This window comes from Mycobacterium shimoidei (assembly GCF_900417275.1).
In the GTDB taxonomy this organism is placed as follows: Bacteria; Actinomycetota; Actinomycetes; order Mycobacteriales; family Mycobacteriaceae; genus Mycobacterium; species Mycobacterium shimoidei.
On record NZ_UEGW01000001.1, the window covers coordinates 2,079,827 to 2,099,546 of the forward strand.

The 19,720-nt window shown below is 65.1% G+C and carries 19 protein-coding genes, 1 tRNA gene and 1 pseudogene; 5 read left to right on the forward strand and 16 right to left on the reverse strand.

Annotation, left to right across the window (positions count from 1 at the left end; translation table 11 throughout):
- Positions 1-26: 26 nt before the first annotated feature.
- The 6 genes from MSP7336_RS10240 to MSP7336_RS10265 all read right to left on the reverse strand — a co-directional run bounded on the left by MSP7336_RS10240 (position 27) and on the right by MSP7336_RS10265 (position 5,606).
- Positions 27-1,175: an Mrp/NBP35 family ATP-binding protein gene (locus tag MSP7336_RS10240; protein WP_425325769.1), complete on the reverse strand. Its 1,149-nt coding sequence runs from the start codon at positions 1,173-1,175 to the stop codon at positions 27-29.
- A 25-nt stretch (positions 1,176-1,200) separates the two neighbouring features.
- Positions 1,201-2,364 (reverse strand): 3-keto-5-aminohexanoate cleavage protein, encoded by a 1,164-nt coding sequence (locus MSP7336_RS10245; protein ID WP_113963634.1) that lies wholly within the window; start codon positions 2,362-2,364, stop codon positions 1,201-1,203.
- Between the two features lie 105 nt (positions 2,365-2,469).
- Complete coding sequence (locus MSP7336_RS10250) at positions 2,470-3,654, reverse strand: hypothetical protein (RefSeq protein WP_220178568.1); 1,185 nt, start codon at positions 3,652-3,654, stop codon at positions 2,470-2,472.
- Positions 3,654-4,052 carry a metal-sulfur cluster assembly factor gene (locus tag MSP7336_RS10255; protein WP_220178569.1) on the reverse strand — a complete coding sequence of 133 codons (399 nt, stop codon included), beginning with the start codon at positions 4,050-4,052 and terminating at the stop codon, positions 3,654-3,656. The genes MSP7336_RS10250 and MSP7336_RS10255 overlap by 1 nt, the downstream gene beginning before the upstream one ends.
- On the reverse strand, positions 4,045-4,782 hold the full coding sequence (locus tag MSP7336_RS10260; RefSeq protein ID WP_220178570.1) for a helix-turn-helix transcriptional regulator: 738 nt from the start codon (positions 4,780-4,782) through the stop codon (positions 4,045-4,047). Before MSP7336_RS10260 ends, MSP7336_RS10255 begins: the two co-directional genes overlap by 8 nt.
- Positions 4,783-4,886: 104 nt before the next feature.
- A complete protein-coding gene (locus tag MSP7336_RS10265) occupies positions 4,887-5,606 on the reverse strand; it encodes a helix-turn-helix transcriptional regulator (RefSeq protein WP_113963635.1) in 720 nt (239 codons plus the stop codon).
- A 279-nt stretch (positions 5,607-5,885) separates the two neighbouring features.
- Here MSP7336_RS10265 and MSP7336_RS10270 point away from each other — a divergent pair, with 279 nt between their 5' ends.
- The gene (locus tag MSP7336_RS10270) at positions 5,886-6,275 is read left to right on the forward strand and encodes a cupin domain-containing protein (RefSeq protein ID WP_113963636.1); all 390 of its coding nucleotides are present in this window, start codon (positions 5,886-5,888) and stop codon (positions 6,273-6,275) included.
- Positions 6,276-6,360: 85 nt separating this feature from the next.
- On the opposite strand, the gene MSP7336_RS23980 is transcribed toward MSP7336_RS10270, so the two are convergent.
- A complete protein-coding gene (locus MSP7336_RS23980; RefSeq protein WP_220178571.1) occupies positions 6,361-6,840 on the reverse strand; it encodes a DUF2249 domain-containing protein in 480 nt (159 codons plus the stop codon).
- Between the two features lie 74 nt (positions 6,841-6,914).
- On the opposite strand from MSP7336_RS23980, the gene fdxA reads away from it, so the two are divergent.
- The 3 genes from fdxA (at position 6,915) to gdhA (ending at position 10,613) form a co-directional block, all read left to right on the forward strand.
- Positions 6,915-7,271, forward strand: coding sequence for a ferredoxin (fdxA, locus tag MSP7336_RS10280; RefSeq protein ID WP_113963637.1), 357 nt, complete (start codon positions 6,915-6,917; stop codon positions 7,269-7,271).
- Between the two features lie 316 nt (positions 7,272-7,587).
- Positions 7,588-8,946, forward strand: coding sequence for a multicopper oxidase domain-containing protein (locus MSP7336_RS10285; protein WP_113963638.1), 1,359 nt, complete (start codon positions 7,588-7,590; stop codon positions 8,944-8,946).
- A gap of 317 nt (positions 8,947-9,263) precedes the next feature.
- Entirely contained in the window at positions 9,264-10,613 is a 1,350-nt protein-coding gene (gdhA, locus tag MSP7336_RS10290) for an NADP-specific glutamate dehydrogenase (RefSeq protein WP_113964861.1), read from the forward strand.
- A 54-nt stretch (positions 10,614-10,667) separates the two neighbouring features.
- Here gdhA and MSP7336_RS24660 read toward each other — a convergent pair.
- The 8 genes and pseudogenes from MSP7336_RS24660 to MSP7336_RS10325 form a co-directional block, all read right to left on the reverse strand.
- Positions 10,668-10,754: pseudogene (locus MSP7336_RS24660) on the reverse strand (molybdopterin-dependent oxidoreductase); the annotation flags it as partial.
- Between the two features lie 333 nt (positions 10,755-11,087).
- On the reverse strand, positions 11,088-11,528 hold the full coding sequence (locus MSP7336_RS10295) for an OsmC family peroxiredoxin (RefSeq protein ID WP_113964862.1): 441 nt from the start codon (positions 11,526-11,528) through the stop codon (positions 11,088-11,090).
- A gap of 536 nt (positions 11,529-12,064) precedes the next feature.
- Positions 12,065-12,137: transfer RNA gene (locus MSP7336_RS10300), tRNA-Arg, on the reverse strand.
- Between the two features lie 28 nt (positions 12,138-12,165).
- Complete coding sequence (locus MSP7336_RS10305) at positions 12,166-12,984, reverse strand: LLM class F420-dependent oxidoreductase (protein ID WP_069396769.1); 819 nt, start codon at positions 12,982-12,984, stop codon at positions 12,166-12,168.
- A gap of 96 nt (positions 12,985-13,080) precedes the next feature.
- Positions 13,081-14,160 carry a poly-gamma-glutamate hydrolase family protein gene (locus MSP7336_RS10310; protein WP_113963639.1) on the reverse strand — a complete coding sequence of 360 codons (1,080 nt, stop codon included), beginning with the start codon at positions 14,158-14,160 and terminating at the stop codon, positions 13,081-13,083.
- Positions 14,161-15,387: an Nramp family divalent metal transporter gene (locus MSP7336_RS10315; protein WP_069396771.1), complete on the reverse strand. Its 1,227-nt coding sequence runs from the start codon at positions 15,385-15,387 to the stop codon at positions 14,161-14,163.
- A complete protein-coding gene (locus MSP7336_RS10320) occupies positions 15,387-16,469 on the reverse strand; it encodes an NAD(P)H-dependent amine dehydrogenase family protein (protein WP_069396772.1) in 1,083 nt (360 codons plus the stop codon). Before MSP7336_RS10320 ends, MSP7336_RS10315 begins: the two co-directional genes overlap by 1 nt.
- A gap of 7 nt (positions 16,470-16,476) precedes the next feature.
- Complete coding sequence (locus MSP7336_RS10325; RefSeq protein WP_069396785.1) at positions 16,477-17,268, reverse strand: SDR family oxidoreductase; 792 nt, start codon at positions 17,266-17,268, stop codon at positions 16,477-16,479.
- Positions 17,269-17,344: 76 nt separating this feature from the next.
- Between MSP7336_RS10325 and MSP7336_RS10330 the strand changes: the two genes are divergently transcribed.
- Positions 17,345-18,799, forward strand: coding sequence for an HNH endonuclease signature motif containing protein (locus tag MSP7336_RS10330; RefSeq protein ID WP_113963640.1), 1,455 nt, complete (start codon positions 17,345-17,347; stop codon positions 18,797-18,799).
- On the opposite strand, the gene ku is transcribed toward MSP7336_RS10330, so the two are convergent.
- Positions 18,796-19,707 (reverse strand): non-homologous end joining protein Ku, encoded by a 912-nt coding sequence (gene ku / locus MSP7336_RS10335; protein WP_069396180.1) that lies wholly within the window; start codon positions 19,705-19,707, stop codon positions 18,796-18,798. The genes MSP7336_RS10330 and ku overlap by 4 nt on opposite strands.
- Between the last annotated feature and the right edge of the window lie 13 nt (positions 19,708-19,720).

Below are 19,720 nucleotides of genomic sequence, written 5' to 3' on the forward strand. Positions count from 1 at the left end.
CGAAGTGAGCGGGTCGGGTCGTGAGATTAGTGGCGGACGGTGTTCAGGTTCAAAGACCTGCCGGCCAGGCCACGGCGCCGTGACGACAACGCGTCGGCGACATTGCGCAGCTCTTTGCCCACCGCCGAGTCGGGAGCGCTGAGCACGATCGGCACGCCGGAGTCGCCGGAGGCGACCAACGCCGGATCGAGCGGAACCTGGCCCAGCAGCGGCACGTCCGCACCGACAGCGCGGGACAGCCGTTCGGCGACCTGCTGGCCGCCGCCCTCACCGAACACCTGCAGCGTCGACCCGTCGGGCAGCTTCAGCCCGGACATGTTCTCCACCACGCCGACGATGCGCTGGCGGGTCTGCAACGCGATGCTGCCCGCGCGTTCGGCCACTTCGGCGGCGGCGAGCTGCGGTGTGGTCACCACCAGGATCTCCGCGTTCGGAATGAGCTGGGCCACCGAGATGGCGATATCGCCGGTCCCGGGCGGCAGGTCGAGCAGCAGCACGTCCAGATCGCCCCAGTAGACGTCGGCCAGGAACTGCTGCAATGCCCGGTGCAGCATCGGGCCGCGCCACACCACCGGGGTGTTGCCCTGCGTGAACTGGGCAATCGAAATGACCCGCACCTCGTGGGCGATCGGCGGCAAGATCATCGACTCGACCTGGGTTGGCCGGTCGGTGGTGCCCATCATCCGTGGGATGGAGTGGCCGTGGATGTCGGCGTCGAGCACCCCGACTGACAGGCCGCGTGCGGCCATGGCCGCGGCAAGGTTGACGGTGACGGTCGACTTCCCGACCCCGCCCTTTCCGGAAGCGACCGCGTAGACGCGGGTCAGCGAACCGGGCTGGGCGAACGGGATGACGGGCTCTCGGGCGTCGCCGCGCAACTGCTTGCGCAGCTCCGTACGCTGCTCGTCGCTCATGACGTCCAGGCTGACCTTGACGGCGCCGGTGCCGGGCACGTCGGCGACGGCCTGGGCGACGCGCTCACTGATCTCGGTTTTCTTCGGACAGCCTGCGATGGTCAGATATATCCCCACATGCACGCTGCCGTCGGATCCGACATCGATGCTTTTGACCATCCCGAGTTCGGTGATGGGACGCCGCAATTCAGGGTCGATCACCTTGGCCAGGGCGCCCCGGATAGCAGCAGTGAGATCAGTGGTTTCAGGTTGCTCGGACATCACCGCCGTAGTGTCGGAGTTCGGCTCAGACATGGGTTATCCCTCTCGACGCTGGCCGATCACCTTCGGAAGCTGATGGGTTGTCCCAAAACTCGAGCCTGATTGCCCGTTCCGGGCAACCCGCCGCCCCGTCAATAGCCTTCTCCAGCAGGTGGCCGTGGACGTAGGGCTTGACCACGATGCAGAAGCCCTCGACATCCGGTTGGTAGACCTCGGGAACATGGAAGTAGCACACCCCACATCCCAGGCAGCGGTTTCGGTCAACGACAACTCTTACAACCTCGGCTTCGTCCACCGCAGCCGCAGCGATATTGGCGCGCAGGTCGTCCTGTGTCACCGGGGTGAGTCCGCGTTTGGTGATGAGACCGACGGCGTGGTCGACCATCTCGGCATTGGTCATAGTCGGAAACGCCAACGGGCAGTCCCCGATTCCTACCCGAATACCCAGCCCACGGTCCAGTGCATGCTTCCAAAGTTGCTGGCACTGTTCGGCGGAGCTCATCGCATATGGTACGGCGACGGTTTCGTGGTCGATCCCTTTTGGGATGCGTGAAATCAGGAAGTCGAGGACGTCGGGGTCGGGATCATTGCAGCCCACCCAGCGATCGGAAAAGAACAGCTTGATGTTCAACGGTTGTCGCAGGATCCCCATGCGAGCGGCCAGCATCACCCAGCGCAAGTCGGCCGCGTTGAACACAGCGATGCTCGGCACCAGCCCCAGCTCGACGAACCGATCCAGCTCCGGTGGGTAGGTCGGACGTGAGTTGTTCGGATCGTCGGGGCCACAACCGATCACGCCGAATCGATTCTCATCTTCCAGCCACAGGACGCGCTTGACATGTTGGGCCGGGTCGAACGGTGCCAACAGCAACCCGGTACCGGTCGGCGGGCGATCGGACAGCGCCCAGATGTGTTCGAGGCTTTCGGAGTAGCTCGGGTAGGCCAACGGATCGACTTCACTGGCCGCCGTAGCCAAGATGGTCCGGGAGACCTCATCATCGGTCCAGGCTTGCCGGCCATCGTTGTAGCGGGCATGGTAATGAACCACGCTCGCGCCGTGCCGAATGCACTCCACCACGTCGCGAGCGGTTTCCTCAGCCCCGTAGGGCACATTCGGGTTTTCTTCCTTGCTGGCCGCCTCGTTGATCCCGACTTCGAGATACACCTTGCCGTCGTCGCGAAAACTCATTGCGTGCCTTACCTTTCCGTCGGGGTGGTCGTGACCGTTGGCCTTGAGCTTCGACCGGCGGGAGGGCGGGCATGGCAGACATAGTCAGAATGGTCTGCGTCACAGCTACTGGCCTCCTGGTCGGATCCTGCTGGTCGGCATGGCCGTTCGAGTTGGTCTGCGAAGCGGGCGGGTTGATCTGCGGGTGCCGCGCGTGATGATGACCGTGGTCGCTGCCAGGCCGAAAAACAGCAGCAGGGCGACCTCGTTGAGCGATCCGCCCCACTGCCGAGCGGTGACGTTGCCGGCGAAATCGCCACCGACCAACCGCAGGATGAGGGAGGCGTGCAGCAAGGCGAGCGGGACGTAGAAGATGGGACGGTAGGGGAGCGGGCGGCCCAGCACCGCTGGGATGATGACCGGTGCGTGCGCGAAGACCATCGAGATGACGAACCCGATGAAGACCGCGTGCAGCATGGCGTCGTATGCGAGGCCCGTGACCATGCGGCCGACCGTTATCCACAGCCCCCCCGTGACAGCGAGCCAGCCGTAGCCGGTGAGCAGCGCAACGGCCATGTACCGGGTGAGACCGCGGGTACGGATCGTTCGGCGGGCCACGTCGTAGCGGACGAGCCAGGCGGCCAGCGCGAGCAAACCGCCCCCGGCGATTCGCACCCCGGTTGTCTCAAGGAAAAGCGAGACGACCAATCCGGCGGCGAATAGGCCTGCGGCAGCGACGAACAGCCAGCGCGCCACCCCTTTCGCACCGACGAGGCGGGACAACTCCAAGCGTTCTCCGGCGATCGTGAGGACGAGAAAGGCGACCAGCCAGGGCGCGAATTGCGGGATGGCCCAACCAGCCAGCCACAGCACTCCTGAGACGACCCAACAGGCAGCGCCCGAGGCGAGCACCACGTTGTGCAGCGAGGCCTGGATCCGGTGCACTGCGACGAAAACACCGATCAACACCAGACCACCTGCGGTGAGCAGCAGCTGACCGAGACCGCCCGGTACACCGAGGACGACCGCGAAGCCGCCGGCACCGGCCGCGGCAGGGGCCGCGTAAGCCCAAGCGGCGCCGAGGGCCACGGCCCGTTCCAGTGCGATCAACGTGCCGAGGAAGCCGAGCACCATGAGTGGGCCGTGCGCTCCGACGAGACCGGGCTGGCCGGTGGGGATGGCCAGACCGAGACGCAGCAGGCCGGCCCACAGCCCGGTGAGCAGGCTGACGACTGCAGCCGCCATCAGTGGCGGCACCCATAGCGGTCGGCGATGCCGTGGCGTGGTCAGCGTGATGGCGGGCCGGGTCATCACGCCCACCCGAGCTGTTTTTTGGCCGCGTGACTCATCATCTCTGGCCGCCAGGGCGGATCCCACACGATCTGCAAGTCCACTTGCTCCACCCCCGGCGCGCCCCACAGGCAGTCGTGGACGGCGTCGTCGAAATAGGCGCCGAGCGGGCAACCCGGGGTGGTCATCGTCATCTGTACCGTGGCCACGCCGTCGCTGACACGGACGTCATAGACCAGGCCGAGGTCGATGATGTTGACACCCAACTCGGGATCGATGACCTCGCGTAGCGGATCGCGATACAGACACCCGTCAGGAGGCTGCCACGGCACTGGCATTTTGCCGTTGCCGGTGAGCCACTCCGTCACCCGCAGCGGACCGCCGACCGGCCCTGTCTCCGCGTGCTGTTCGTCAGCCATGAGTCGATACCTCTTCGGCTCGGGTATCGAGGTGAGCGTGGCATCGCCGGGGCGTGACAAACGGTTCGAGCCAGGTCGCTTCCGCTGGTGCGCCCAACTCGGCCAGGGCGCCCTGCATCAGTCCCAGGTGTACCGCGCATGCAACCTCGGGGTGGGCTTCTGCAACCTCTCGAAACGGGCAGGCGTGCAAAGTGACCAACCCTGCGCCTTGGTCCGGCTCAGGGGCGAAGCCGAGGTTCTCGAGCAACTCGACCACTCGCGCGGTCACTTCCGCCGGGCTGAGCCGGGCGAACGGGGCGGGCTTCTCGGTCAGATAGCGGCCCCAAGCTCGCCCCGCGTCGGCGGCCCAAGACGCCGGGTTGGGATCGGTTCTGGCGAGGTAGCTGACGAGGATGTCGGCGAGCAGTCGGTAGCCCGCATTCTCGCCGCCGCAGCAGGGTGTGTCCGATCGGGCCGTGTACAGCATGTGGGGCCGGCCCGGGTTCGACGTGGACTCGGTCCTATGAGTGACCCAGCCCGCCTGGACGAGTTGGTCGAGGTGCCAGCGGACGGTGTTGGGGTGTAGTCCCACCCGAGTGGCCAGGTCGGTAATTGGCAACGGCCCGCCTGCGGCGCGCAGGGTCTCGAGCACGTGGATTCGGCTGGTCCCATGCAGCACCGTTCGCCGGGACTCGTCTGCGTCCGCTCTACTGCGGGTGTGGGCTTGTTCGTCCAGCGACCAACTCGTCACCCCGATAATTTTACCGAAATCTATAGTACAAACAAGCAGTTGTAGATAGAACACGAGCTTCGAAGGAAGCGAGGAGCCTGCGCGCTCACATACCTGAGCGCGAATCAGCTACGGTGGCTGCGTTTGGCTGGCTTGGCGATCTTGCGTTCGGTGAGGTCAGCGACGCAGAGGTCGGGTTCGACGAAGGGCTCGAGGCGTTCGGCTTCGATGGGCGCATCGATGGCGGCGAGGATGCCCTGTGTCAGACCGAGATGTATGGAGCAGACGACCTCGCGGTGTTCTTCGGCGGTTTCTCGGAACGGGCAGTGGTGGAGCAGGATCTGCCGTCGGCGTCCGGTGGTGATGGCTTCAGGCATGAACCCGATCTCGTCGAAGCTGTCGACGAGCTGCTTGGTCGCCGTATCGGCGTCGATGCGGCGGAATGGGGGTGGGCGGTCGGCGAGGTAGCGGCCCCACGCCTGCCCGGCCTGCACGGCGGCCTGGGCAGGCTCCGGGGTCTCGGCGGCGACATAGCTGGTGAGGATCTCGGCTAGTAGCCGATAGCTGCGCTTACCGGCTCGCGCGGCGCCGGATCGGGCCGTGTAAAGCATGCGCGGGCGCCCTGGGTGCTCGCGCTCCTCGCTGGCCCGGTCGACGATTCCAGCCTCAACCAGTGCTTCGAGGTGAAAGCGGGTGGTGTTCTTGTGCAGCTCGACGCGCGTGGCCACCTCGCTCACGCCGAGCGGTCTGCCGGCGTCCTGCAGCACGGCGAGCACCCGGGCCCGACTCTCACCCAAAGCGGGCGGCGCGCTCTCGTCGGCGTGCAGCAACTCTCGAACAGGCATACGATCATTTTCACACAAAACGCCTTGTAGAAACAACCGACGAGATTCCAGCCAATGACAGGTGTTCGGACAACAGGCTAACAAACCGCGGCCCCATTTTGTTAATATATCTGTCATATTTATTATCAACCCAGCAGAACCCCGATGACCCGGGCTGCGAGGTAAGCGGAAATGGCGATCGCTTCCCTGGCCACCGCCTGCGGGCCCTGATCGGCACTCGGCGTCCTACTGGCGAGGTGAGCCGTTGTGAGACGTAACGCTTTGCGAACGGAGACGGAGATGAAGGCGATGTTCGGCAGCGCGGCGGAACTCGCGGAATTCGACGCCGAGTCGTTTGTTCCAAAGGTGCTGTTCGAGAGCGAACGGGCCAAGGTGATGCTCGCCGGGTTGGAGGCGGGACAGGAAATCCCGCTGCATGCACCGCGTGTGGATTTGGCAGTGGCCGTGTTGGAGGGGGTCGGAGATCTCTGGGTCGACGATGCTCCGCATCCGATTGCCCAAGGTGACATCGCTGTCATCTCTGCCGGCACCACCCGGGGGGTTCGGTCCCGCGGCGGCCGGCTGATCCTGCTGTTCGTGGTGTCGCCGCCGCCGACGGCGGCGGATCACGAGGTCGCGCGCCGCCCGTGGCCGGCCGACGCCACGGGCGGCGATTCACGAGTAGGGTGATCGCCTACGGATCATGCCGTCATGCTCGCGCGACTCAGTGCGTTGGACACCGGCGGCTGACGCCAGGTCGTACGAGCCATCGCCGTCAGGCCCCGGCATCGGGCGCGGTGCGGCCGATTCGGACCCGCCAGGTTTGCGGGCCTTGCTCTTTGTATTCCCAGCTGAACGCCCCGGCGTGCTCGGCGGCCAATTGGTAGTACAGCGGTTTGGGGTCATGGTCGTTGACAAGAACGAACCCCTCGCCCGGGCTGAGGGCCGTATAGGTCTCGAAGATGAGCTCGTGTCTGCGGGCGGGTGGCTCGCTGCGGACGTCGAGTTGTCGATCTTCGGTGGTCATCGTGGTCTCCTTCGTGTTATGTGGTGCCGCATCGGGGTGGTCTGGCAGGCGCGCCAGGTAGTGCAGGATGCCGTTGAGCCGTTCCGCATCGGCCGGACGTTCCCTGCGCAGCACTGCCCAAGCGGCCGCGGCAAGGCTGCTGGCGTGCGCAGGCTGACCGGCCTCTCCAAGAGCCCGCAGCGCCCGGCTCAGGACCCGGGTTAGCTCCTTTGTCGCGTCGATAGTCACCTCTCTCCTGCGTTTGTTTAAACGAGTACATTAGTACAAAATGTCACTAGCGCAAGCACCGGGAGGGAGACGCAATGACCTACGTGATCGGTGAGCCGTGCATTGACGTGATGGACCGGGCCTGTGTTGACGAGTGTCCTGTGGACTGCATCTACGAAGGCGGCAGATCGCTGTACATCCACCCAGACGAATGCGTCGACTGCGGTGCTTGCGAGCCGGTCTGCCCGGTGGATGCCATCTACTACGAGGAAGACCTGCCCGCGAAGTGGTCGATCCACCAAGAGGACAACGCCCGGTTCTTCACCGACACCCTGCCCGGCCGCGACGAGCCACTCGGCTCCCCCGGCGGCGCGGGCAAGGTGGGACCGCTCGGGGTCGACACTGAGCTGGTTGCATCCCATCCGCGCCTTGATGAGGTGGCGCAGCCATGACACCGCAGGTCCTCCGCGATTGGCAGGTCGGCGTCGCAGGCAGCAGCTTGTTGCACGGTGGCGATGGATTCGGTCAACGGACCTCGTGTGGGCGTGGGGGTGGAGGGCTTGCCGGCAAGTCGGCGGCGCCGGGCTATGACCGCGGCCAAAGGGCGCGGCAGCGGCCTGGACGTCTGTACGTCCGGTCGCCCGTAACCGCTTTCGCCTCTTCGCAACCCGCGCCCGCCACGGGCGTCGGCTGGGGGCCGGTCGCGGCCGCGTTGGCCGGCTTCATCATCCTCGCCGGCGTCGTTAGCACCAGGAGGAGAACTCGTCGATGAGCACCGGCACAGCCGATGCGGGGCCACTCGCCGACGACGCCGCGCCACCGGCCCGGGCCGGCCGCCGTCCGCTGCTGGTCGGTCTCGCCGTCGGCGCCGCCATGTTGCTGATCGTGGTGTTGACCGCGGTCAGCGGGCATCGCTCGGCCGACGACCGCGCCGTCGTCAACGTCACGGGCGACGGCGTGCAAACGATCGCGGTGAAGCTGGTCGACCTCGACATCGTGCCCGGCAAGATCACCGTGCCCAGGGGCGCCCGGGTGATCCTGGACGTGACCAACGACGGCGAGATGCCCCACGATCTCGCCTTCCCGGAGGGGCCGGCCACCCGCATGCTCGACCCGGGCGGCCGTCAGCGCCTCGACCTCGGCGTCGTCAACGCCTCTCGCACCGGATGGTGCACAGTGCCCGGGCACAAGCAGGCCGGCATGACCCTCACCATCCAGCTCGCTGCCGAAGCCACCGCGAGCACCGGCGGCGACGCAACGATCGACCCGAATGCCACCCCCGAACCCGGTTTCCGCCCATACCCCGCTGACTTGGCGCCAGCCGGACCACCGGTGCATCACGTGACACTGGGAATCAACGACCAGACGCTTTCGGTGGCGCCCGGCGTGACCCAGCGGATGTGGACATTCGGTGGTGCCGTCCCCGGTCCGACCCTGCATGGGCGGGTGGGGGACACCTTCGTGGTCACCGTGATCAACAACACCCCGATGGGCCACTCCATCGACTTCCACGCCAGCATGGTCGCCCCCGACCGCGACATGCGCACGATCGGACCCGGCCAACGTCTGGTCTACCGATTCACCGCCCGCCATGCCGGCGCATGGATGTATCACTGCGCCACCGCGCCGATGATCCAGCACATCGGCAACGGGATGTACGGCGCCGTCATCATCGACCCACCCGACCTCGCCCCGGTGTCCACCGAGTACGTACTCGTCCAATCCGAGCTCTATCTGGGGCCCAACGCCCAGACCGGCGACGTCACCAAGATGACCTGCGGCACGCCTGATGCCGTGGTGTTCAACGGCTACTACGACCAGTACCGCCACCGGCCGCTGGCAGCCCGCGCGGGCGAGCGGGTGCGCATCTGGGTGGTTGACGCCGGCCTCACTCGGTCAAGTGCCTTCCACATCGTCGGCACCCAGTTCGACACCGCGTACAGCGACGGCGCTTACCTGGTCCGCCCGGACAATCCGAGCCGCAGTGCCGCCCAGGCCCTTGCCCTGCAACCCGGACAAGGCGGATTCGTCGAGTTCACCCTCCCCGAACCCGGTCATTACCCCTTCCTCAGCCACCTCATGGTCGACGCAAACCGCGGCGCGAGCGGCGAACTCACCGCGCAGTAATGGGGGCGGCTGAGCTGCAAGACGCGCCCGGGGTGAATACCGAGTCCCGGACACGAAAAGCGATAGTCCCAATTGCCTTCGCCACCTATGCATTCGGCAGCGAAGGAGTGGCCGCAACGGTGATCGCCGTGGGGTGCGAACACCAGCAACTTGATCGCCAACGCGCTACGCAGCACCGCCTCCGGTGGCTTGCATCGTCGGGTCGGGCGGTGGCCTTGCGTCCGTCATGAGCATCGCCGACGGTTAACCTGACGGTGGATTAATGTTGCACTACAGTGCCGCCCATCTCGCCACGCAGCAAAGAGAAAGCCCAGACGATGACAGTGCTAGATGAGAAACTGCATGACATCTACGATGCGGTGCTGCGGCGTGACCCTGCCGAGACCGAGTTCCACCAAGCGGTGTACGAGGTCCTCAGCAGCCTCGGACCTGTGGTCGCCAAGCATCCGCGATACACCGACACAGAGGTCATCCGACGGATGTGCGAGCCGGAACGGCAGATCATCTTCCGCGTTCCGTGGGTCGACGATACCGGTGCGGTGCACATCAACCGCGGCTTCCGGGTCGAGTTCAATTCCGCACTCGGGCCCCACAAGGGCGGCTTGCGCTTCCATCCGTCGGTGAACCTGGGGATTGTCAAGTTCCTCGGTTTCGAACAGACTTTCAAGAACGCGCTCACCGGGATGCCCATCGGCGGCGGCAAAGGCGGGTCTGACTTCGACCCCAAAGGTCGCTCGGACGCCGAAGTCATGCGCTTCTGCCAATCGTTCATGACCGAGCTCTACCGCCACATCGGTGAATATACCGATGTCCCAGCAGGGGACATCGGTGTCGGCAGCCGCGAAATCGGTTATCTGTTTGGTCAATACAAACGGATTACTAACCGGTACGAATCAGGCGTAATCACCGGCAAGCGTCCGACCTGGGGCGGTTCGCAGGTACGTACCGAAGCTACCGGCTACGGCACGGTTTTCTTCATCGACGAGATCCTCAAGTCCGCTAACCAATCCTTCGAAGGCAAAAAGGTTGTGGTGTCCGGCTCGGGTAACGTGGCGATTTATGCCATCGAGAAGATCCACCAGCTCGGCGGTATCGTCATTGCGTGCTCGGACTCAACCGGCTACGTGCTCGATCCGAAGGGCATTGAAATCGAGTTACTCAAAGACATCAAGGAAGTGCGCCGCGCACGCATCGCCGCTTATGCCGAGGCGCGTGGTGGCGAGGCGCGATTTATCAGCGACCGATCCGTGTGGGAAGTTCCTTGTGATATTGCAATACCCAGCGCCACCCAAAACGAGCTCAACGGTGCTGACGCCGCCACGCTAATCGACGGCGGTTGCCGCATTGTCGCCGAAGGCGCCAACATGCCATGCACACCCGACGCGGTCCGACGTTTCACAGAAGCCGGTGTTGTCTTCGCGCCGGGAAAGGCCGTAAATGCCGGCGGGGTGGCCACCAGCGCCTTGGAGATGCAGCAGAACGCTTCCCGGGATTCCTGGTCTTTCGAGTACACCGAGCAACGCCTGGCCGGCATCATGCGCCGCATCCACGACAGCTGTCTGGCTACCGCCGACGAGTACGGAGTCCCCGGCGATTACGTCGCCGGCGCCAATATCGCCGGCTTCATCCACGTCGCTGACGCGATGCTGGCCCTCGGTCTGATTTGATGCGCGTCGGTGGCTCCAAAGATCCAAAGACGGCGCAATGAGGTTCCGTTTCGGCCACATCTCGAGCAGCGGCTGGCGAATATAGGGATAGCGCACCCGCGCTGGCGAATATGTGTACCAGGAAAACGACGTACCCCGTGGGCGATTCGACCGGCCGACCACCGGGTAACAACGGCGCCAGCAAGTCCCGCGATTGTCGTCCTTCGGCGTTGGCGTCGATGCGGTCTCTCCCTTGTGACGGTCGAGAGCTGATTGCTGTCACCTACTCAACCCCGGTTCACTCGTGCATCGCAAATACTCCGATCCGGGGGGTTGACACCGGCACCGCTGCAGTCACGTGCGGAGATCATGAGTGTTCAGAGCGATAGATGTCCCTGACCGATTCGTTGCGCCGGAGCACGATCGCTCGACTCTGTTGTCATTTTTGATTCCGATCGGGATATCAAGAGCCAGAACACGATGCGATTCTGCGTTCTAGGCAAGTTGAGCGTCGACGCTGATCTGCGCTCCGGCGAACAATCGCGACACCGGACACAGGGCGGCCGCGTCATCCACCACGGCCGCGAATGCATCGGCACCTAACCCCGCCACCCGAGCTCTAACCTTCAACCGGGACGTTGTGATCGTCGGAAGCCCGTCGACCTCATCCAGAGTCACGGTGGATTCGACCGCAAGTTGTTGCGGGGGCGTCTTGTTCTCATCCAACTTCAACGCCAACGCCATTGCGAAACAGGACGAATGCGCCGCCGCGGCCAACTCCTCGGGGCTGGTTTTGCCGTCGGGTCGCTCAGTTCTGGCAGCCCAAGTCACGTCCAAGCCATCCAAGGCGCCACTGCTCCCGTTCGACAACTTGCCTGCACCCGAGGCGAGAGAGCCGTCCCAAACGGTCTGCGTGGTCCGCTCCGCAATGCTCATCTGCACCGACTCCTTCCTGGAACGGTTTGGGCCTGCCCCGACGCCGACATGTAGCACCAAACCCTTGAATTTTTACAATTATTGACTGGGTAAACTCTAGCCGTCAGACATCATGCTGACCAGACGTCGCCGACCCCCGGAGTTTCGGTCCGGAAGCGTCGGGCATCCGCGTCCCTGCACGCCGACCTTCCGCCGGCACGAAAGTCACGTCCTCATCAACGACAGCGACATCCACGTACCCAACCGCGACATCGAAGAACACAACAGAAGTGCCCCCGGCAGTGTCTGATTTCACGACATAGTTGACAGCTGTCCCGGGACATAGTTGACACCTTCTCGGCGACCAGCGACACCTCCAACCCGTCGCCGATGACCGCCAACACGGCGTGATACCTCTGCTCAGCCACGCTTAACTCCCTCATCCAGGGAGTGTCAAGGATCAGCCGAAGTAACTGTCAACAATCAGCCGAAACACTGTCAGGCATCAGCCGAAGACGCAAAGTCAAGTATCACCCGAGGTAACACACATCACACAGTGCCCCCGGCAGGATTCGAACCTGCGACACCGGCTTTAGGAGAGCCGTGCTCTATCCCCTGAGCTACGAGGGCCGTGCGCTGGCAGCTTACCGGCAGTGCCTCATCGCAGCTCCGCAATCACCTTGGCGAACCCCTCGGCGTGATTTTCCTGCACGGTGAACGACGTCAGCCCGTACGTGTCGCGGTATCCGCGCAGCCGCTCGGCGATGTCTGGTGGCGACCCGCTCAACACCGCGGGCAAGGCCAATATCTGTTCATCGGACAGCGTCGGCACATACCTGCGGGTCAACGACAGATCGGGCATACCCGAGTTGTCGGTCGGCACCGCGGTGATCGCCAGGTTCAGCTCGAGCCGCTCGAAGCGGTCACCGGCAGCGGCGCGAACGAAGTCGATGCGTTCGGCCAGCGGATCGGCAACCGCGCCCGGGTTGGCGCCGGTCAATCCGATGATGTCGGCGTAGCGGGCCGCCACCGTCAGCAACCGATCACCGTTGCCGGCGATCAGGATTGGCACGCTCGGCAGGTGCTTTTTCATATAGGTGGTGACGTGCTCCAGATAGTCGACGCGCTGGCGTGCGGCCGGGTACGGCAGCTCAGCGGCCTCGAATTCTTCCTTCACGTAGCCCGCGCCGAGGCCGAGCTCGAGACGGCCGTCGCTGAGTAGATCGACCGCGCCGGCGTCGCGCGCCAACAGGGCCGGCTTGTAAAAGCACGCGTTGAGCACATAGGTGCCCACCCGGACCGTGGTGGTGGCCTGGGCGATCGCGGTCAGCGCGGGAAACGGCGCCGGCGCACCGAGGTGATCGGGCAGATGCAGCGCGTCGAACCCGAAGTCCTCCAACCGGCGTGCCTTGTCCACCAGTGCGGCGCGTGACCTGAACCCGTGGATGCCGATCGAAAACCGAAAGTCCTTGCTAATCAGTCACCTCCGAGGGAGTCGGACCGCTCCCGAGCCTGTAGCCAGGGCGGAAAACTGCGAGAAGCGACCGCCCTAACTACAGTTTCGGCGCGATCGTCAGCGTACATTCGGCTTCTTGCGCCACGATCTCGCCGCGGCCACCAAGCCCTGCACCAGAGCGGACGTCACCGGTGGGAGCCCGTCGTCTCCGGGCAGCGGGCTGCGCGGGCTGATGCCCCGCACCCGAGTCGGAAGTTCCAGCTGCGTGCCGCCGCTCCGTGTCCGGTTGACCGGGTTATTCGGGTGCAGGCCGCGCAGCTCGACCGGGATCTGGTCCAGGTCGGTCACCACCTGATAGCCCGGCAAGTCCAGGTGCTCGGCGACATGGGCGGCCAGCGCGCGGTTGCGGCCACCGGCCAGCAGCTGGGTGCCGCGCCCGATCCGGCCGTAGCCGTGCAGCGACACCGTCACGTCGACGTGGTCGAGGAATTCCGCGAGCCGGGCGGACTCCTCGGGACAAAAGCGCGCCGACCACAGGTGGTGCGGGTAGCGGTCGGGGTGGCGCACCAGATACACCGATGCGTCGGCGGCGTCCGCGGCGCGTTCGGCGATCACGTCGGTCATCTCTTCCAGTCCGCCGCCGTGGATCGCGAGGAACCCGAAACGCGACCGCAGCCGGCTCGCCTCGAGCACCCCACCGTCGGCCAGCAGTTCTGAAAGCGACTGCGGCGCAGGCGATGTCGACGACGCTGCGGGCCGTCGCCAGGTAGCGGGATCCCATCGGCGCAAAAAGTCGATCCAGCGTTGCGGCAGCCCGTGATGAATTGCGCCGCCGATGATGCGCTCGAGGTAGCCCGGCCGCGGCGGCCCGGGATCGACCCGGTGGTCGATGTAGACCCACGCGGGCGACGACCCGTGGTCGGTGTGCACGATCAGCTGGTCGCGCCGGTAGCGGTGCGGCACACCCTCAGCGCTGTCCAGGGTGGCCAGGTCGTGATCGGACAGTCGCCACAGCACCCCGTGCACTTCGGTGCCGGTGAACGGCTCGACCGTAGCCACCCCGCGCTGGTTGATCAGCCAGTCGTGGTTGCCCAGGACCGCCGGAAGTGGCTCCGCCGCGTCGGGGCATCGTCGCGCCATCTGCTCTACGCACAGGTTCGACCCATACGCGAAGTAGGCGTGACGGCGATGCGGCATTCAGCCCTTCACCGTCAGGACGATCAGCATCACATTGAGCACACTAATCAGCACCCCGACCACCCAGCCAACGACCGTGGTGAGCCGATGATTGACGTCGGGACCCATCAGGCGCCGGTCGCTGGTCAGTCGGACCAACGGCAGCAGCGCCATCGGGATACCGAACGACAGCACGACCTGCGATAACACCAGGGTGCGGGTCGGGTCGAGGCCGACCGCCAGGATCAGCAGCGACGGGGCCAGCGTGACCAGCCGGCGCATCAGCAGCGGCACCGCCCGGTACAGCAATCCCTGCATGATCATCGCGCCGGCATACGCGCCCACCGACGACGAGGCCAGCCCCGAGGTCAGCAACCCGATCGCGAAAAACACCGCGATCGTGGGGTTCACCGTGTCGCGCACCGCGGCGTAGGCGCCGTCGATGGAACCGGTACCGCCGCGACCGGCCATGTTGAGGGCCGCGACCAGCAGCATCGCGCCGTTCACACCTCCGGCAACGACCATGGCCAGCCCGACGTCGACCCGGGTCACCCGCAGCAGCCTGCGCCGTTGTGGTCCGGCAGCGGGGTGACCGTGCCGGTCGCGGGCCAGCCCGGAGTGCAGGTAGACGGCGTGCGGCATGACCGTGGCACCGAGCATCGCGGCCGCCAGCAGCACGCTTTCGCTGCCGCGAAATCGCGGTGTCAGCCCGCCGATCACGCTGCCCGGCGGCGGGGTGGCGACAAAAAAGCTGGCCGTGAACCCGACGGCGATGATGAGCAGCATCCCGGTGATGACCCGTTCGAACAGCTGCTGGCCGCGGCGGTCCTGAATTCCCAGCAGCAGCAATGACACCAGCCCCGTGATCACCCCGCCGACCAGCAACGGCAGACCGAACAGGATGCGCAGTGCCACCGCCCCACCGATGACTTCGGCGACGTCGGTGGCCATCGCGACGATCTCGGCCTGCGCCCAGTAGGCCAGGCGCGCCGGACGACTCAGCGCCGCCCCGACCGCCTCCGGCAGTGTGCGCCCGCTGACCAGGCCCAGCTTGGCCGACAGGTACTGCACCAGGCCGGCCATCACGTTCGCCGCGACGATGACCCACAGCAGCAGAAACCCGAACTGCGCGCCGGCGCTGACGTTGGCGGCCACATTGCCCGGGTCGACGTAGGCGATCGCGGCGACGAATGCCGGTCCGAGTAGATACCAGCCGGTTTTATGCCTGGTCTGGGCGGCCTGAGTCATCAGGTCGGAGCGTATAGCCCCCGTCCGGTGACCAACGGCAGGTCCAGGGTTGTGCGGATGCCCGGCGGGGCGGCCACCACGGCGGGGATGGCGTTGACCACCCGCATCGCGGTGGCCACCAGCCCGGCATGGTTGTGGTCGCCGTTGGGACTGCTCAGGCAGATGTCCACGGCATACGACGGCTCGCCGGTGATCTCGACGCGATACGAGCCACCGGGTTGGGCGGGTTGCGGCCAGTCCGGCTGCAGGTCCTCGCGCAACCGGGTGACGTGTTCGAGGACGACGGCAGGTTTGCCGTTCACCATTCCCAGCACCTCGAAGCGCAGTGCGGCCGCGCCGCCCTTCGGGATGTGCCCGGCTGCGATGTCGAAATCATCTGGGGCAGGGTGCCTTTCGTGACGCTCAGTGACCTCGTCGAGCTCGATGCCCAGACCGGCGGCCAGCTGGCGCACCACCGAGCCCCAAGCCAGGCTCAGCACGCCGGGCTGCAGCAGCATGGGGGTTTCATCGAGTGGCTTGCCGAAGCCCATGACGTCGAACATGACGGTCGCGCTGTCATAGGTGGCGTAGTCGACGATCTCCATGCACCGGATCTGCTGGATGTTCTGACAGGTACCGGCCAAGGCGAGCGGCAGCAGATCGTTGGCGAAACCCGGGTCGATGCCGTTCACGAACAGACTCGAATTACCGTCCCGCGCAGCATCTTCCAGTGGAGCCAGCATCTCTTGCGGGATCACCTGCCAGGGATATTGCAAAAACACCGCACTGCTGCCGACGACGTTGATCCCGGCGGCCAGGATGCGCCGGTAGTCGTGGAGCGCGTCGGCCAGCCTATTGTCGGCCATTGCGGTGTAGACGGCGCATTGCGGCTTGGTGGCCAGCACCGCTTCAAGGTCGGTGGTGGCTGCGATGCCGGTCGAGACATCAAGTCCGGCAAGCTCTCCGGCGTCTTTGCCGGACTTGGCCTCCGATGACACCCATACCCCGGTCAGCTCGAAACCGGGGTTGGTGATGAGCGCCCGCAGTGCGTGGACGCCGACGTTGCCGGTGCCGATTTGGGCCACGCGAATGGTTTCGCTCATAGTCCCCTCACAGGTCCGGGATCGGGAGGTCGAGGTTCGGGAAGGTGATGCCGCCGTCGACTTCGAGCACCTTGCCGGTCAGGTAAGCGCCTGCAGGTGAAGCCAAATATACTGCGGCAGCGGCGATCTCATCAGGCTGGCCGAGTCTGCGCATGGGCGTCGCCTTTTCCATCGGCGCTCGCAGTTCGTCGTTGGAAGCCACGATGTCCAGCGCTGAGGTAGCGATCGACCCCGGCGCGATCGCGTTCACCCGTATCCGCGGGCACAGGTCCAAGGCGGCCAGCCGGGTGTAGTGCGCAAGTGCGGCTTTGGCGGTGCCGTAGGCGGCGAAGCCACGCCCAGCCACCCGACCCATCGTCGAGGTGATGTTGATGATGTTGCCGCCGCCGGAGTGCTCGAGCATCAGCGGGGCCGCGGCCGTGGTCAGCGCGTGGGCGGTGGCGACGTTGAACGTGAATGCGTCCTTGAGGTCTTTGGTCGAGGTGCTCAGCAGCGCGTTGGGCATCGTGCCGCCGACATTGTTGACGACGATGTCCAGCCGCCCGAAGGCCTCGATCGCCTGATCGGCCAGTTTTGCGGTCACTTCGGGGTGGGCGAGATCGCCCGGCACAACGTGGGCGCGACGGCCCTTGGCGTGGACTTGTTCGGCGACGGCCTCTAGTTCGGATTGGGTTCGCGAGGCGATGACGACGTCGGCGCCGACGTCGGCGAAGGCGAGTGCAATCGCCGCGCCGAGACCGCGGCCACCACCGGTGATTACCGCAATTTTGTCGTCAAGTCGGAATTTGTCGAGTATCACGGCCGCCACCGTAACACCGTGTCTGTAACACGTTCTAGTTCTTCTGGTTGTCGGGACTCGTGGTAGTATCGAACATATGTTCGAGTCCACCGAGTTGTCGACCACCGAAGAGTCGATCGGTCTGCTCGAGCAGGTATCGGCCGCGGCGCGCAGTGAAACGCAGGCTATCGCGCGGCGGCTCAATGCGATCGCCGATCTGATGCAACTGCGGGATCGCCAATACGAAGGTCATGAGGACTGGGCCGTCGACTTGTGGGACGCGGTGGCCGCCGAGTTGGCCGCGGCGCTGCGGGTCAGCCGCGCGCTGGCGTCGAGCTACATGACCGATGCCCAGGTGATGTGCGAGCGGCTGCCGAAGCTGGGCGGGTGCCTGGCCGCCGGCGACATCAATTACCCGATGTTTCGAGTGATCGCCTATCGCACCGCGCTCGTCACCGACGACACGGCCCTGGCCACGATCGATGCGCAATTGGCGCTGCGCGCGCCGCGCTGGCCGTCGCTGACTCGCGGCAACCTGGCCAGGCGAGTCGACGCCATCGTCGCCCAAATCGACCCCGATGCGATCCGTCGAACCAACAAAGAGGTCAAAGACCGCTATCTGAATGTGTCGGAATCGATCCCGGGCATCGCGGAGGTGTACGGGAATGTATTCGCCAGCACCGGCTGGGCATTGGATCGCCGGTTAGATGAGCTGGCAGCGACGGTGTGTGATGCTGATCCGCGGACCAAGGCGCAGCGACGCGCCGACGCCTTGGACGCCCTGGTCTGCGGCGCCGAGCGGCTGGCGTGCACCTGTGGCGATTCCGAGTGCTGCCAGCAACGAGGTCGCCCGCGGAACCCCAATCTCGTGATCCAGATCATCGCCGAGCAGGCCAGCGTCGACGGCACTGGAACCTCGCCGGGCTACATGGCCGGTGCGGACAAGCTGATCCCGGCCGAGGTGGTCGCGCAATTGGCGAAGACCGCCAAACTGCAACCGCTGGTGATTCCGTCAGCCGCCGAGCCGCGCTACATCCCGTCGGCCAAACTGGCCGAGTTCGTGCGGTGCCGGGACCTGACGTGCCGGGCGCCCGGGTGTGACTGCCCAGCGGTGTACTGCGACGTCGACCACACCATCCCATATGCGGAAGGTGGCCCCACCCATCCGTCAAACTTGAAGTGCCTATGCCGAAAACATCACCTGCTCAAGACATTTTGGGGATGGCGTGACAAGCAGCTGCCCGACGGCACGGTCATCTGGACCCTGCCATCCGGCCAGACCTACATCACCAGCCCAGGCAGCGCAATCCTGTTTCCGACGCTCGCCGCGCCCACCGGCGAACTGCCGGAACGGCCTAGTAGGCCAGACGACCGCTGCGGTGAGCGCACCGCCTTTATGCCGAGCCGGCGGCGGACCCGCGCCCAGGAACGCTCACGACGGATTACCGCCGAGCGCAACCAGAATCGCTACGACCGCATCACCCGACAACGGGTGTATCGATTCATCAGCACCACACTTCACGGCGATCCCGACGAACCGCCGCCTTTTTAGGCGTTGGCTTTCTTGGCCGTCTTTTTGGCCGTTTTCTTTGCCGCTGTCTTCTTGGCGGGTGTCTTCTTGGCCGATGACTTCTTCGCCGGTGACTTTTTGGCCGGCGCCTTGCCGTCGCCGGAACGGGCCTTCACGCTGGCCTCCAGCTTGGCCAGCAGGTCAGAGACGTCCTCGGTCTCGTCAAGTTCTTTCGGCTGCTCCTCAGTGGTAAACGCTTCACCGCCTTCGAGTTTGGCTTGCACCAACTCGTGGAGCTGTTCCTGGTAGTCGTCGTGGTAGCGGTCGGGGTTGAAGTCGGCCGCCATCGACTCCACCACCTGCCCGGCCATCTTGAGCTCGGCTGGTTTGATGTCGACCTTCTTGTCGAGCACCGGGAAGTCTGGGTCGCGGATCTCATCAGGCCACAACAGCGTGTGGATCACCATCACCTCGCGCTTACTGAAGTCCTTGACGCGCAACGCGGCAAGCCGTGTCTTGTTGCGCAGCGCGAAATGCACGATCGCCACGCGGTCGGTGTCGGCAAGCGTTTTGGCCAGCAGCACATAAGATTTCGATGATTTCGAATCCGGCTCGAGGAAATAGCTCCGGTCATACATCATCGGGTCGAGATCGCTGGCCGGGACGAACTCCAACACCTCGATTTCGCGGCTGCGCTCTTCGGGCAGCGTCGCAATGTCGTCGTCGGTGATCACCACCATCTGACCGTCGTCGGATTCGTAGGCTCTGGCCAGATCGCGGTACTCGACTACCTCGCCGCAGACCTCGCAGACCCGCTTGTACCGGATGCGGCCGTTGTCCTTGGCGTGCACCTGGTGGAACTTGATGTCGTGGTCCTCGGTCGCGGTGTACAGCTTGACCGGGACGTTGACCAGCCCAAAGGCGATGGAACCCTTCCAGATGGAACGCATAACGAAGAGTATG